General features: G+C 42.7%; 12 protein-coding genes. 5 read left to right on the top strand and 7 right to left on the bottom strand.

What is annotated here, in order from left to right:
• Positions 1-49 precede the first annotated feature (49 nt).
• The 5 genes from WFY05_RS04110 to WFY05_RS04090 all read left to right on the top strand — a co-directional run bounded on the left by WFY05_RS04110 (position 50) and on the right by WFY05_RS04090 (position 4,281).
• Complete coding sequence (locus tag WFY05_RS04110) at positions 50-1,240, top strand: glycosyltransferase family 4 protein (RefSeq protein ID WP_340111456.1); 1,191 nt, start codon at positions 50-52, stop codon at positions 1,238-1,240.
• A 77-nt stretch (positions 1,241-1,317) separates the two neighbouring features.
• A complete protein-coding gene (gene rnhB / locus WFY05_RS04105; protein ID WP_340111455.1) occupies positions 1,318-1,932 on the top strand; it encodes a ribonuclease HII in 615 nt (204 codons plus the stop codon).
• Positions 1,933-2,040: 108 nt separating this feature from the next.
• Positions 2,041-2,580, top strand: a complete 540-nt coding sequence (locus tag WFY05_RS04100; RefSeq protein ID WP_340111454.1) for an RNA polymerase sigma factor — start codon at positions 2,041-2,043, stop codon at positions 2,578-2,580.
• Entirely contained in the window at positions 2,561-3,241 is a 681-nt protein-coding gene (locus WFY05_RS04095) for a hypothetical protein (protein ID WP_340111453.1), read from the top strand. The genes WFY05_RS04100 and WFY05_RS04095 overlap by 20 nt, the downstream gene beginning before the upstream one ends.
• A gap of 2 nt (positions 3,242-3,243) precedes the next feature.
• Positions 3,244-4,281 carry a hypothetical protein gene (locus WFY05_RS04090; protein ID WP_340111452.1) on the top strand — a complete coding sequence of 346 codons (1,038 nt, stop codon included), beginning with the start codon at positions 3,244-3,246 and terminating at the stop codon, positions 4,279-4,281.
• A 48-nt stretch (positions 4,282-4,329) separates the two neighbouring features.
• Here the strand turns inward: WFY05_RS04090 and WFY05_RS04085 are convergent, their stop codons facing one another.
• From WFY05_RS04085 to WFY05_RS04055, 7 genes are all read right to left on the bottom strand, one after another.
• Positions 4,330-6,219, bottom strand: coding sequence for a glycoside hydrolase family 97 protein (locus WFY05_RS04085; RefSeq protein ID WP_340111451.1), 1,890 nt, complete (start codon positions 6,217-6,219; stop codon positions 4,330-4,332).
• 192 nt (positions 6,220-6,411) lie between these two features.
• A complete protein-coding gene (locus WFY05_RS04080) occupies positions 6,412-7,287 on the bottom strand; it encodes a phosphatidylserine decarboxylase (protein ID WP_340111450.1) in 876 nt (291 codons plus the stop codon).
• Positions 7,288-7,366: 79 nt separating this feature from the next.
• Entirely contained in the window at positions 7,367-7,828 is a 462-nt protein-coding gene (gene rnhA, locus WFY05_RS04075; RefSeq protein WP_340111449.1) for a ribonuclease HI, read from the bottom strand.
• A 106-nt stretch (positions 7,829-7,934) separates the two neighbouring features.
• Positions 7,935-10,088 (bottom strand): S46 family peptidase, encoded by a 2,154-nt coding sequence (locus WFY05_RS04070; protein ID WP_340111448.1) that lies wholly within the window; start codon positions 10,086-10,088, stop codon positions 7,935-7,937.
• Between the two features lie 276 nt (positions 10,089-10,364).
• Positions 10,365-11,132 (bottom strand): creatininase family protein, encoded by a 768-nt coding sequence (locus tag WFY05_RS04065; protein WP_340111447.1) that lies wholly within the window; start codon positions 11,130-11,132, stop codon positions 10,365-10,367.
• Between the two features lie 5 nt (positions 11,133-11,137).
• Positions 11,138-13,765, bottom strand: a complete 2,628-nt coding sequence (locus WFY05_RS04060; protein ID WP_340111446.1) for an exo-alpha-sialidase — start codon at positions 13,763-13,765, stop codon at positions 11,138-11,140.
• A 39-nt stretch (positions 13,766-13,804) separates the two neighbouring features.
• Positions 13,805-14,635 (bottom strand): outer membrane beta-barrel protein, encoded by an 831-nt coding sequence (locus tag WFY05_RS04055; RefSeq protein ID WP_340111445.1) that lies wholly within the window; start codon positions 14,633-14,635, stop codon positions 13,805-13,807.
• Positions 14,636-14,714: the final 79 nt, after the last annotated feature.

Here is a 14,714-nt window from a genome sequence, read left to right as displayed (position 1 = left end):
AGGATAAGTTTGTTGCAGCTACGTATTTAACGCCTAAAAGTAGCAAATATTGAACAACCCGATCGATAAAATAAATACAAACTTTGTACATTTACCAAAACTTGAAATTTACTCCATGGTTATTGCGGTTAATACGCGTTTACTTATAAAAGGCAAGCTCGAGGGAATCGGTTGGTTTACTTACGAAACACTAAAGCGGATGACGCTGAATCATCCGGAGCACGAGTTTATTTTTATCTTCGACCGGGCTTACAGTCAGGATTATATTTTCGCGGAGAACATCGTTCCTGTAGTAATCGGTCCGCCAACACGCCACCCGGTTTTGTGGTACCTGTGGTTCGACTATCAAATCCCGCGTATTTTAAAAAAGTATAAAGTAGATCTTTTTTTATCGCCTGATGGATATCTTTCGCAACGGACAAACGTGCCTCAGCTGGGAGTTATTCACGACATCAACTTTGTACACCGCCCCGATGACCTGCCCTGGTTAAAAGCAAAATATTACAATTACTACTTTCCGAAGTTTGCCAAAGCGGCCAAACGTTTGGCAACGGTTTCGTTTTATTCGAAAGAAGATATCAGCCGATCCTTTAAGGTCGATTACGATAAAATCGATGTGGTGTACGACGGTATCAACCAGATTTTTGAACCTATTTCGGAAGCGGAGATTACAAAAGTTAGACAGAAATACACCGATGGCTCGGATTACTTTTTATTTGTTGGTGCATTGCACCCGCGTAAAAATGTATCGGGATTACTAAAAGCCTTTGATGCCTTTAAAAGCGTTAACGGTAACGAGACAAAACTGGTTGTGGTTGGCGGCGAAATGCATAAAACCGGTGATATCCACGAAACCTTTGAGAACATGCGATTTAAAAAGGATGTAGTGTTTACAGGACGTGTACCGACCAGTGAGTTGCACGATATTTTCGGCGGTGCACTGGCGCTCACTTTTGTGCCTTTTTTCGAGGGATTTGGAATTCCGATTGTTGAAGCCATGAGCGCGGGTATTCCGGTGATTTGCTCCAATACTACTTCAATCCCGGAGGTTGGAGGCGATGCCGTGCTTTACGCCGATCCGATAAAAATTGACCAGATTACAGATGCCATGATCAAAATCCATAAGGATTCCGAACTGCGCCAAACTCTTGTAAAAAAAGGATTCATACAAAAAAATAAATTTAGCTGGGACGAAACCGCCCGATTGCTTTGGATGAGCGTTGAGAAAGCACTTCAGTAAGAGGAGTGTCCTGTGGTCAGTTGCATTTGCCAGTACTGCAATCTTTCAATTTAACGGTTTAGCAATTTTACAATTAAATGAGTAAGCAACAACTTTTATCCTGTTTCCACAAAAATAAAGTTGAAGCCGGTTGCGACGAGGCCGGGCGAGGATGTCTGGCCGGGCCGGTGTTTGCTGCTGCTGTGATCCTTCCTTCCGGTTTTGAAAACGAACTGTTGAATGATTCCAAGCAACTTTCAGAAAAGAAACGTTACGAGCTACGTCCACTGATCGAAGAACAGGCCCTTGCCTGGGCAGTAGTGGCTGTCGATAACCGCGAAATCGATGAGGTGAATATTCTGAATGCTTCCTTTCTGGCGATGAACCGCGCGGTGCAAAAGCTTAAAATTGAACCTGAACATTTGCTGATAGACGGTAACCGGTTTCGACCACAAACAAAAATTCCGTTTACCTGTGTGGTGAAGGGTGATGGCCGTTTTTATTCCATCGCAGCGGCCTCGGTGTTGGCCAAAACCTATCGCGATGATTTTATGCTGCAGATCCATCAGGAATTCCCGAGTTACAACTGGGACCAAAACAAAGGTTACCCGACAAAAAAACACCGCGCTGCCATCAAAGAATTTGGGCCGACAAAATACCACCGAATGTCGTTTCGGCTGCTGGATGAACAATTGGAACTGGACTTTGAGTGATCGAAGTTCATCACAAGTCAGCTATGGCGCATCAAAATATTTTTTAACCACAGGCAACGTTTGCCGGATCATATGCATTTTATAGATAGAAAGAAACAATCTGACTGAGTGCAACTTCAAAAGTTAATTCATAAAAGTTCGAAAGGAGAACGACGGGCGCAAAAGCAATTCTTTGAACTGTATGCCGACCGTTTGTTTGCCGTGGCCAGGCGGTATGCGGTTTCGTATGAGTCTGCCGAAGAGGCACTCTGTCAGGCTTTTCTGAAGATCTTTGAAAAACTGCCGGACTTCGAATTTATCAACGAAGCTGCTTTGTTGGGGTGGTTGTCCCGTATCGTGATCAATCAAACGCTGATGGATCGCCGGAAGGAACTTAACACACTATATAAATTGGAAACGATCCATGAAGAGCACTACAACATTGCAGGCACAGAAGAGATAGACGATGCAGCTTTAATTGAAGTGGTGAAAGAACTTCCCGACGGTTACAAGACCGTTTTTATGATGCACGTGGTAGATGGTTATGCGCACAAGGAAATTGCAGAAACGCTTGGGATCTCAGAAGGTACTTCGCGTTCGCAGTTTTTTAAAGCAAGGAAATTATTACAAAAGAAATTGAATTACGACTATGGACAAGCTGGAACATAATATCAAAAAGGCATTTGCTGAAAATGATGCCGGCACCCGATACCCGGGAAAGGAAGCGATGTGGGAACGTTTGGATAATTCACTGGGTAGTTCCAAAAAAGTGGCAGCATGGTGGAGGGTGGCTGCTGTTTTTCTGGGCTTGTTACTGGCGAGTGGTGTTATTGCCGGATTAAATTATCAGCGGAAACAAGATGCCAGAATTGAGAAACTGGAAACAAACAACTTGCAACTTCAGTATGCACTTGATTCCCTAAAGTCGCTGCCTTTGCAGGTAAAAACGGAAACGAAAACGGTGGAGAAGGTCGTTTACCGTGATCGAATCGTTCAGCAAAAACAAAAGTCCAATGAAACAAACTGGCAGCAAAAATACCTGAATTTGCAAGACTCCTCTGAACAGTTACTTTTTGCTCAGCAAAAAAACCATAAAGCAGAACTCGAAAAGCTGACCGCTGATTTACACGCTGCCCAAACCGAACTGACTGCAATAAGAAGCACGGATGATTCAAATCAGGCAGAACCTTTTCAATTAAAAAGCGAGCGGGTGGAACTGGATGTTCAGAAAAAACCAGCTGTTAATAATCCGGAGATGGAGGTTAAAATATTCCCGAAAAATTTTGGCGGCAAAACAAAAGATTTAAACAGAACACTCTTTAAAAAATAGCCATGAAAACATTTAAAACAGTATCAATCGTATTTATTCTAAGCATTATTTCTCAATCGGTAACTGCCGTGAGCGCTACTTTTAAAGGCGACACCATTCGCTATAAATTTGATAAAGTGCTGGTGGAGGTAACAAGTCCCAATTTTGTTTCGAACAGTCCCGAGAGATTACAGTTGGGTGAGCGAGTAAGCCAGGTTCAAAAGATTTTGAATGAGATGACGATCGAGAAACCTTCTGAGGGTGAGCGTGTAATGATTGCCGTCCGGGATGTGGGAAATGATCTTCTTGAAGGAAATTTCAAAATCCTGGAGCTAAGAAACGAGAAAATGAACTCCAAGGACCTGGTGATTTTTGACGATGGAACCATCTTCGAAAAAGACTTTGGAAGGTATTGTATCAGTTTAAATTACCATGACCTGATAATGAAGCTGTATTTAGACAACCTTTCCGACTTGTCCTATTTTTCATCGGATTTGTTTATGCAAAAGGCAAAAAGCGGAACCGAAAGTATTCAGAAGGAAATAGGACAGCACCGAAAGTACCCGGTTCAGGCTTGGGTTGATTTGCGTGCTGGTACCCCGGAAGTATTCATCCAGGATTCGGGCGATAAACCGCTCGATATGCTCTTGATCTCTGGAGGAATAGGTGCCGGTTGGGTAAGAAACACCTTTGTTTCTGATCTTAATTTTCGTCTTGGACTTGGATTCGTAAATCGGGGAATGATGAAAAATATCTACTCCGTTGACTGGAGCATCATGTATGATTTTACGAACTCAAGCGATGAAAATTATTTCGACTTGAATCATTTTGTATCCTTGGGGTGGGAGCATAATTTTTCGAATTCTCCGCTGGAAGAAAAATGGTACGGACTCTCGTTGGGTTACCTGGTAAAGCAAAACAACCACTTTTTTAAGGAAAATACCTTTCGCTTATCGATGAACAAGAAAATCAACAATACATTTTCTGTAAAGCCGGAACTGTATTTCAACGATTTCTTTAAAAATATTTACCCGGGTATACGGTTATCCGTAGCTTTCTAAAAAAACCTTGTTCAAGCGTAACTGTATCCCGGAGAAATTCGGGATCTTTTACATTTGCCTGAAATGAATGGCCAGTCCTGAATTGGGCATAATATTAAAATTCAACTCCGAAGAGGGATTAACTGTCTTGGTATCGATGCGGACTTTTGTAGGAACATCAATTTCAGGATCGTACGAATAAATGATGGCTTCATAATTTTCACCTGCATCAAGAAATGATAAATCCAGTTGCAATTTATGTGAATTTTCTCCCGTTAAGGAGCCGAGAAACCAGTCTTTGTCTGATTTTCTGGCAACAGTTGCAAATTCTCCAATTTTACCTTCAATTACTTTTGTGTCATCCCAAACCGTTGGCATATTTTTGAAAAACTTCAGTTCCGGGGTTTCAACAATAAAATCTTTGGCACCGGGCACTCCACCAATTACATCCGAAGAATTTGGCGGACGATCGTACCAAAAAAGAAACTGCCAGGGACTGTACATCATTACAGCTTTCGCGAGTTGCGAAACATGCCCGCCCATTTTTTCAGTAACGCGTGGTGCATAGTAGCAAATGGTGTTATCGCCGGCACCCGCAAGCATTCTGGTAAAAAGCGTTATCAAAGTATGCCGGTTGTCCGGGCTCTCTTCGTCGCCGCGAATACCTTCCTGGGTCATGAGGTTGGGGTAGGTGCGTGAAAATCCGGTGGGCCGGTATTCATCATGAATATCAACCATCAACTCGTATTTGGCCGCTTTTTTTACGGCATCGTGCAGCCAGGCCGTCCATTCCTGCGATCCCACCTGGACAAAACCATACTTTAATCCTTTTACTCCCCAGGATTGGTACAAAGGGAGAATTTCATCAATTTGTTTTTCCAGAGCGCGACGATTTACATAAAGGATAATACCAATTCCTTTGCTGTTGGCATAGTCGATTACTTTTAGCAAATCGAGGGGACCGGGCGATCGCTTCGGATCAACAGTAATCGTGGTTGCATCTGAAGTTTCGTCATATTCCAGTCCGTACCATCCTGCATCAAATTCAACGTATTGTAAACCGTTTTTCGCAGCAAAATCAACGCAGGCGATTCCGCCTTTGGTCGTCAGTGTCACTTCACGAATTACTTTCCCGGGTTTAATCCACGAAACATCATCAATTGAACATGGATCATTCAGATTTTGAAGGAAATAATTATTCTCCAGCAGTTCTCCCGGAGATTCTCCAATCATTATTGTTCGCCAGGGAGTAGTATATGGTAGCTTTATTTTGGGCTGATCGTGTAAAACCGCCATCAAAGAATTGGATGTGTCGCCTGCCTGCATTTTCATGCGCGAAAAATCGATGAGTTTTGCTTCGCCAATCGCCAGAAATTTATTTCCGGCTTCAACTACCAATGGCCGTTCAACAGGATTTGAGATTTCGTTGACAGGTACTTTTCGGTATTCCGATTGTGCCCGGTCAGAAACCCAGCAATTGTAGTTATCGGTTAAGCTGAATTCGGTGAGTTCTTCTTGAATCCGTAATTCTTCATTCTCCTGATCCGAAAGAAAGTTGACATTAAAAGCGACTCCTTCGTTATACACCCGAAATGTTACCTCAAATTCCCTGGCGCGGTCGCTGTTTTCTTTTAATCGGATTTCTACTTGATTATAAATATCCGGAACCTCGGCGAGTTTACCGTAGACAGGTTTCCAGCTTTGATTAACTTTTGATTTTCGAACCGAAACGATTTGTATGTTTGTTCCAATTTTCTCTCCATTGTCAAGCTCGAATCCAATAAAAGAAGGTTGTAAAATGACTTTCCCTCCGGTACTTACGGAATAATAGTTGTTGGACGACTGATCGATCCAATAGTCGACTTTTATTTTCCCGTCGGGACTTTGAACAGAAACGGAATTGGAATCACTGCATGCAAAAGACAACATGGCCAGCAAAATAATTATTAGGTTTTTCATATGATCAAATTTGTTTATTTTCAACGGTATCATATGGAATTCGCATGTCGGTCGGTTGACGGATAATCATCAACGGCTGGATTGAACCCTTTTTCATGCTCATTTCATGGTTTAGTTGTATTTCATTTCAAATATCAGAAATGAAAATAACAAATGGTAGCTGAACCCAAAAAATGTAGATGATTTTTCTTTTTAATTGGAGGCAATTTGTTCACCCATAGCAATCGATGTTTCCAGCCCTTCACGGGTGTTTTTGATCAGGTCTGCGTCGAACTTAATTTTATCTTTTTTAAACAGAAGAACGAGGGTCGATCCGCCAAAAGCGAAATAACCTTTTTCGTCGCCTTTTTTTACCTGACCTGTTTGGTAAGTCTGAATGATACTGCCAACCATTGTCGCGCCGACATCAACAATAATGATTTTGCCGAAATCTTCGGTCGTAAGCGTGCAATATTCGCGTTGGTTCCGGCAGAAGATCTCTAAATTTTTCTGCAATGCCAGTGGCGAAACCGAATAATAGTGACCTTTTATTTTGATAGATTCCGAAGCCTTACCTGCTGCCGGGAAATGATAGCGGTGATAATCGGGAGGGGCAAGCCGGACAATGGCCATAGCGCCATCCTTGTATTTCTGCGCTAATTCTTTATTCAGAAGAAATTCATCCAGCGAGAATTCCGATCCTTTGATAAAAAACGAACGAACATCATTGAGTGACGGAAACACCAGGATTTTTCCATCCGCCGGAGAAACTAATCCCTCCTGAATGGTCCGCGCCCCGGGTTTTAATTTGCGGTAAAAAAACTGGTTAAAAGTTTTATAATTGCCGGCATCCTGAAATTCATCGATGTTGATATGGTGTTCAGCAATAAATCCGGGAATTCTTTTGGCCGACATTTTTGTATCCATGTACCAGCCTCCAAGGTCGGAAACAATTTTGCGCTTCACCAGCAAATGTAATGCAACCTTACCTGTTGCCGACGAGTAAAGCCATTTTAGCATACCCTTGCCCGGAACCGTTTCTTCCTTTATTTCGCCACTCGCTCTTTCTATGTATTTTATGCTGTTCATTTTGTTGTCGAGTTCAACTCTTTGCCGGCACGAAAAAAATAGTAGGAACAGAAGAATTAAACCCGTTAATCGAATAAAACTATTCAGGTTTATAGCCAACATCTTCCAGCAGATTAGGTTGAAACGAGGCTTCTACTGCAAGTTCGTCGCAACGTTCGTTCAACGGATTATTGGCATGCCCTTTTACCCATACAAATTTAACAAGATGCTTCTTGTAAATCTCCAGAAAACGCATCCATAAATCGGCATTTTTTTTCCCTTTAAAACGTTTTTTTACCCAGTTGAATACCCAGCCTTTTGCTACTGCATCAGCTACGTATTTCGAGTCGGTGTAAATGGTCACTTCGCTACCCGGGATTTTCAGGGTTTCCAGTGCCACAATTACGGCCAGCAATTCCATGCGGTTATTGGTTGTCAGCCGGTAACCTTCCGACATTTCTTTGCGGTGTTCGCCGGAAAGCAGCACAATTCCATAGCCTCCCGGTCCGGGATTTCCTCGTGCCGCACCATCGGTGTATATCGTTATTTTGGGTCGGGCCATTTTATTCAGGTTGTGAGTACTGAGTACAAAGTAGTGAGTAAAAAGTTACTTAAACAAAAAACCCCGTCAAAAATGACGAGGTTTTGTTGTAAATATCTTGCGGAAGCTACTTTATAATTTCCATTTCTTCAATCAGGTGGTCGGCACCGGCGTATACATCGATCACCCACAGCACAAAGCGGATATCGACATTTATACAACGTTGCAGGTTTGGCTCAAAGGCAAGGTCACCACTCATGGCTTCCCAGTTACCATCGAACGCAATCCCGATCAGTTCTCCTTTGCCGTTAATTACCGGACTACCCGAATTACCACCGGTAATGTCGTCGTTGGTAATAAATGCTGCATGAAGTTTTCCATCGGCATCAGCATACTGACCATAGTCTTCTGCCAGCAAAAGTTCTTTCATACGCGCCGGAACGTCAAATTCGTAATCACCCGGAATTTCTTTCTCCAAATATCCGTCGGTAGTGGTGTAATACTTGTAAGTTACACCATCGCGAGGATCGTAATCCAGCACCTTCCCGTAGGTTAAACGCATGGTTGAATTGGCATCGGGATAGAATTTTTTGTTGGGCTGCATTTCCATTAAGCCCGCCAGGAACAGACGTTGTCCTTTTTTTAGCTCATCGCTTTTTGTTGAAATTTCGTTGCCGATTTCGCGGTACTTGCTGAAAATATCGTCGGCAGCATTAAAGGCCATGTCTTTCTTTAACACCTTTAACGAAGGATCATCAAGGAAAGCGAGGAATTCTTCTTTGCTGTCGAAAATGGATTTACGGAACATTTTTTCCGCATATTTTTCGTAATCACCTTTGTACTTCTTCTGAATATCTGAAAAGAATGCAGGCTGGAATTTCGGTGCGTTTTTAGTAGCATAGATCTGCATCAATGCTGCAGCAATTTGCTGATCGGTGTAGGCGCTGTAATCTTTGTAAAAGTCTTCAGCCATTGCTTTAAGAGCCACTGAATATCGCTCAATCCTTTCCTGATTTTTCTCCGGATCTTTCAGAAAATCAACCATTGGTTTCATCCTGTTGGCAAACATGAAAATTTCGGGGCCGCGCAGCAAGGCCTCCGACATGTAGGCACGCGCTTTATCTGCTTCAACATCGGTATAGTAATCTTTAATCAGACTCAATGCCTCACCGTATTTTGCTTTTCTGGCGGAATTGGCATTGACCCAATCTGTAAATTCATTTTCCAGTTCTTTTTTCTGATCGATGACTTTCAGTTTGGTAAGCGCCTCGTTTTGGCCAATTGCATTTTTGTAGTAGTTGGCACTGCGTGCATGTTTTGAAGCGTATTGGATTTTTGCTTTTTGACTGCTGGCCATGTAATCGGCGATGATATCCAGTTTTTTCTCCCTTACCTCAATACGCGAGGTATTGGTCACTTTCATGGTGTAGTCGATTCCGTACGAAGTTTTGTACCGGTCGGTTCTTCCCGGGTAGCCCATTACCATGGCAAAGTCGCCTTCCTGAACACCTTTTAGCGAGATGGGTAAAAAGTGTTTTGGCTGGTATGGAATGTTGTCTTCGGAATACTCGGCAGGTAAGCCGTCGGGGCCGCTGTAAACACGGAACATCGAGAAATCGTTGGTGTGACGGGGCCACATCCAGTTGTCGGTGTCGCCGCCAAATTTTCCCAGTGCCTGTGGTGGAGCACCTACCAAACGCACGTCCTTGAATGTTTCAGTAACAAACAGGTAAAATTTATTGGAGTTGAAAAAGTCGCGCACATAAACTTCGTAGTGCGTATTCCCTTTTGCTTCTTGTTCAAGCTGATCGGCCACAGCGTTAATTTTATTACTGCGCTCTTCTTCGCTCATGTCGTCGTTAACATCAGCCAGTACTTTATCAGTGACATCCTCAATACGCACTAAAAATGTCACTGTTTTTCCCGGATTTGGCAGTTCTTCGTCCCTCGACATCGCCCAGAATCCGTCTTGCAGGTAATCGTGCTCAACACTCGAGTGTTTTTGTATTTCGCCAAAACCACAGTGGTGGTTAGTGAGTAGGAGTCCGTCTTTCGAAACGACCTCAGCAGTACACGATCCGCGATCGAGCGCTACAACTGCATCTTTCAGGCTCGAGTTGTTAATGCTGTAAATCTCATCAGCACTCAACACACAACCCATTTCATGCATGGTATTGATGTTTAATTTGTGAATCAGTGAAGGAAGCCACATTCCTTCGTCGGCTACTGCAGAACCGAAAAGAAGCACCGTTAATAGCAGTATAAGATTTAATCTTTTCATTGTTTAAAAATTTAAAATACCCTTTGTTAATCCATGGGATTCGCCTCTTTGACAAGGTAAAGTCAATTTAGGTATTCTTGTACTAAAAATAAGAACCGCAAATATAGTTTTTCCAATCACTTCAAAAAGTGATATTTCTCTTAAAAAATAGTTTCGTTCAACATACTTTTTTGGAAAGTAGTTCGAGTTGAAGTTATTTTTAGGATTGGTTTTAGGATAGGTCTTTCCCGGGGGATAAAAATTACACCTGAATATTATTTTTTCTGGAAGGAAGTTTTATTTTTCGTAAAGATCGTGAATATCGCATGCTGCCAGTTCAACAAAATAAGCGGCTATTTCATCGGTAACATCTGTTACAAATTTTTCGCCTTTTTCGGCTGTTGATTTTTTTGGATTCCCGATTCCGGTATCTTCCGATACTTTGTCCCACCGACGCGGTGCCCAGGCTGTTTTATCTCTCAAAGCTTTTAGTTTGGGTAATTTTTGACTTCCATCTCCGGCTTCGGAAAGCGGCAAAACGAGCTCCGGGGAAAAATGTAAAATGATGCTGGTTTCCATCTCGTTGGCGTGATCGCCGGCTTCTACGAAATACTTTTCAGGATCGAGAAGTTTAAACCATTCAACCAGCGACAGGAACATTTCGGGAAATTGTGGTTGAATCTCACGGATGATAGGCTTGAAATCGTTTCCGCCATGACCGTTCATGATCACCAGCTTTTTAATTCCCTGCCTGTCGAGTGCCGTAACAATGTCTTTAAAAATCAGGGTTTGGGTTGAAGGAAGTGTGTGCAAACAAAACGACAGTTCAAGTTGGCCAACGTTCTGAACTCCAAGTGGAATTGTTGGCAACACCATGATTTTTGCTCCTCCGTTCCACGCTTTTTCGGCAGACAAAGCAGCAATTTTTGCCGTTTCCAGCGAATCAGTACCATAGGGCAAATGGTAATTGTGTGGCTCGGTGGCTCCCCAGGGAAGAATGGCCACATCGTATTTCTGATTTTTGATTTGCTTCCAGTTGGTTTCTTCTAAAATATACGGTTTCATGGTGTTTATTTTTCTATATGTACAGTGGTAAAAACAATCCCCTGATACGGATTCTGCATTCCTGCTTCGAACAAACAGCCTAAGGTGTTTTTGTTGATTTGGCACAAGTCGGAATATGCCGCTGGTCCGGGATGCAGTACTTTGTGAACTTTCCAGGTTTTACCTTGGTCGACACTCCTTTTTAATGTCATATTTGTGCGACTGTCGGTGCTGGCCGGATTCAGAAACCACACCGAATTGTTGGCTTTGGTGTACAGTAAACTGGCCTGGCATATTGGTTCAATCAAGGCGGTATCCGACTGAAGTTTCGACCAGGTTAATCCACCATCATTGCTGTAACTTATTTTACGTGCTTTCTGTTCTCGGTCGTAATTACGCATGTTTAGTACCAGCTTTCCGCCCGGAAGTTCTGCAACAGTGCTTTCGTTAACCTGATGTTGCGGAGTAGTACCACCAAGAAGCCAGGTTTTCCCATTATCATCGGAATAAATGACATGTGAATAATAGTGTTTGGTTGCGGCTTCAATATGATCACAGGGAATAAGCAGACGGCCTTTGTTTTTGCCCGATTCAATTTGAATACCATGACAGGGGCCGGTGGCATACCAGGTCCAGTTCTTTTCTTTTACGCTCGAAGTGATTTCTGTTGGAGTTGTCCAGCTATCTCCGTTGTCCGACGATAAAGACACAAAAACGCGTCGGGTGTCTTTGCTTTTCAGGTCAATAATATCTCGTTCGTGATCCTCTCCCAGGTTCCAGGTCATCAATAAATGAATTTCACCTGTTTCGGTATCAACAACCGGTGCCGGATTTCCACAAACATTGTCACCGTCGTTCCAGATTACTTTTAGCGGGCTCCAGGTTTTTCCGTCATCATCCGAACTTTTCATAACCAGATCGATATTGCCCGTATCTGAACTTCCGTTTATGCGTCCTTCGGCAAAAGCGAGTAATCTTCCGGAGTTTGTTCGTGCAATGGCCGGTATGCGAAAAGTAGTATAACCTTCGGTGCCACTTTCAAAAATGTAATTTAATGGTTCTTGCTGATGGATGATGCTCTCGATGGGGATGATCTGATAGGTCAGGTCGGCCTGACTTCCTTCATACAAAATGCCGATATGTTTTTCATCGATCTTCGTCATGCAGGAATAGCCTCTTCCCCCCAATTCATCGATAAGAAAATTGTACTCCGAAGGCCACGTGTTGCCGTCATCAAAACTGACTTTAATGGTTAAATGGTCTCGTTTGGTCTTTGAATTTGGATTACTGAATACCACCAGCGATTGCAATTTTCCTCTTATTTCAAAAGTATCTTTAATAAGGCTGGCCATGCAGTTTGGTTCCTGTAAAGTGTGGTTTGATGTCGGATGTTCCGTCCAGGTCGTTCCGAGATCACCGCTTACATAAACTGCACGTCCGTTTTTTTCAGTAGAGTTGTTTCGGTTACGGTCGTCGCGCATATTTAACATCAGTTGCCCCTTGTTTAACTCAATAACCTGGGCTTCGGTAGTGTGCGATTTAGCGCCAGTGCCAATGTGCCAGTTTTCGCCGCGATCTTTGCTCCATATTATAGTAGAGTAGGGGATTTCATTTTCATCTTTAAATTGGGCAGGAAAAACCAGTGTGCCGTCTTTCATGGTAATACCTTTACCGGGTCCCTGTAAAAGCAAATGCCATTTGGGATTTTTTACTTGTTGGGTAATATTTATTGGTTCCGACCAGGTAAGTCCGTCGTCCTCCGATTTCACCAGCATCAGCTGGCTGGTTTCTTCCGGTTTTATACCGGGTTTCGATGCAAACCAGTTTCTTTGTCCGGGATGGCCATGCGCCCAAACAGCAGCTACCCAAATGTTGTTGGTCTTCCGGTCGACAAGCACCGACGGATCGCCAATACCATTTTCTATTTCAGCTTTGCCGCCCCATTTGCCCATATTCATAATAACTTTCATGGGAGCCCACGAACGACCGCCATCAGTACTGCGGCTCATGCCAACATTTATGTCTTCCTGTAAATCGGTTGCACTGTTTTTCCGATTGTCGTAAACGGCAATTAGTGTTCCTTTGTTGGTGGTAGCCAGACCGGGAATTCTGTAGGTGTTAATGCCATCATCTAGATGTTTTCGTAAAGCAATTCCATATCTTAATTCAGGTGTCTTTTCGGTGTTTTTAACAGAATATGTATGCCCTGAAATAGTAAGTTTTTTGCAAGCGACTTTGACGGTGTTCGTCAATTCAGCCTGATGGGCCATATTTAAGGCCAGCCAAAAAGTATTAATTCCTTCCAAAAGTTTCTGTTCACCTTTTATTGCTGTATGCTGTTTTATGTTTTTTCTTGTTCCGAAAATATTGCTCGCATCCAATTCGTGATAATTAGCTGCAAAATATGCTGAAATTTCATCAATATCTGTGTTTGGTAAGTTTCCCCAAATCTCAGTGTTAATTTTCTGTAGTTTGAGATTATTTTCTTTACCCGAGGTGAAGATCCTGATTTCAAGAACCGGATTCGTGATTTTTCCTTTTAGAACCGGTATTTGGTATGCTTTTACTGAAATGGAGTCTACTTCCATTTCCCGGGCGTTTGCCTGAAAAATAAGGATCGAAAAAAGCAGAATCAATACAGTTGGTTTAAGCATGTTAGATTGTAGTTTATTGGTTCAGACGAAGGAGAATACCTAAAATCGTAACAAGGTGATTCCGAAGGAAAAAGGTGTTAGTTCAGGGCCTTTGTCTTCTTTGAAAAAGGAGACCAGGTCATAAGTGGCATGAAGATTTATCCAACGGTATCCGGTTCGTATCATCAATCCGTAGTTGAAATCGCGCAGCGAGAAATGATCCACTACCTTAAGTTTTTCGTTTTGTTCCACCTTGTATTTCACTTTTGTGTGGCTGGTCAATCGCACACTGCCATACATGCCTCCAGAAATGTACATCCGGTTCCTGTAATTATTTACCGGTATCTGAAATTCGGCCAGCACGGGAAGTACCAGCGACACCAATCCCAGTTTCGATTTTTTGATATCATTAAAAGTCAGTTCCTGTGGTTGCACCACATTGTTTTCATCCAAAACAATGGAAGTATTGTCGTCCAGACGGTAACTGTACATCCGAAGTCCAAGCCCGGTTACCAACCCAATGGTACTTCTGTTGCGTTGCAGACCGATACTTTGTTGAACAAAATTGATGTACAACGAATTTGAACGAAGCACATCGTTACTCATGAAATCATTGTCGTAGCCCGAGTAATCTTCATTTAAAAACAGATTGAATCCAATATCGATTCCTGCCCAGTGCCCTGTGAAATCATCCTGCCAGAAATTAAAGCCGCTTGTGGTCACCTGCCGGATATTTATTCTGCTCAAAATCTTTTCAGGGTCTTCATCCACAGGCACAATTGTATCGCTTACCTGAGCACATACACCCTTGAACAGACCGACGATCAGTCCTATAATAAGGAGTAACTGCCGGAAATAACGTTTTGTTTTCAATGGCATGGAAAGATTCATAAGATCTTTTTTGTATGATACCTAGTAACAAATGTAAGAGAATCCCCCTTAAAATGCAGTGCTTTCAGGTGTAAAAAAG

It is taken from the genome of Maribellus mangrovi (assembly GCF_037646455.1).
Classification (GTDB): Bacteria; Bacteroidota; Bacteroidia; order Bacteroidales; family Prolixibacteraceae; genus Draconibacterium; species Draconibacterium mangrovi_A.
The sequence above is the reverse complement of the archived record's forward strand: the minus strand, read 5'-3'. Positions and strand labels throughout refer to the sequence as shown.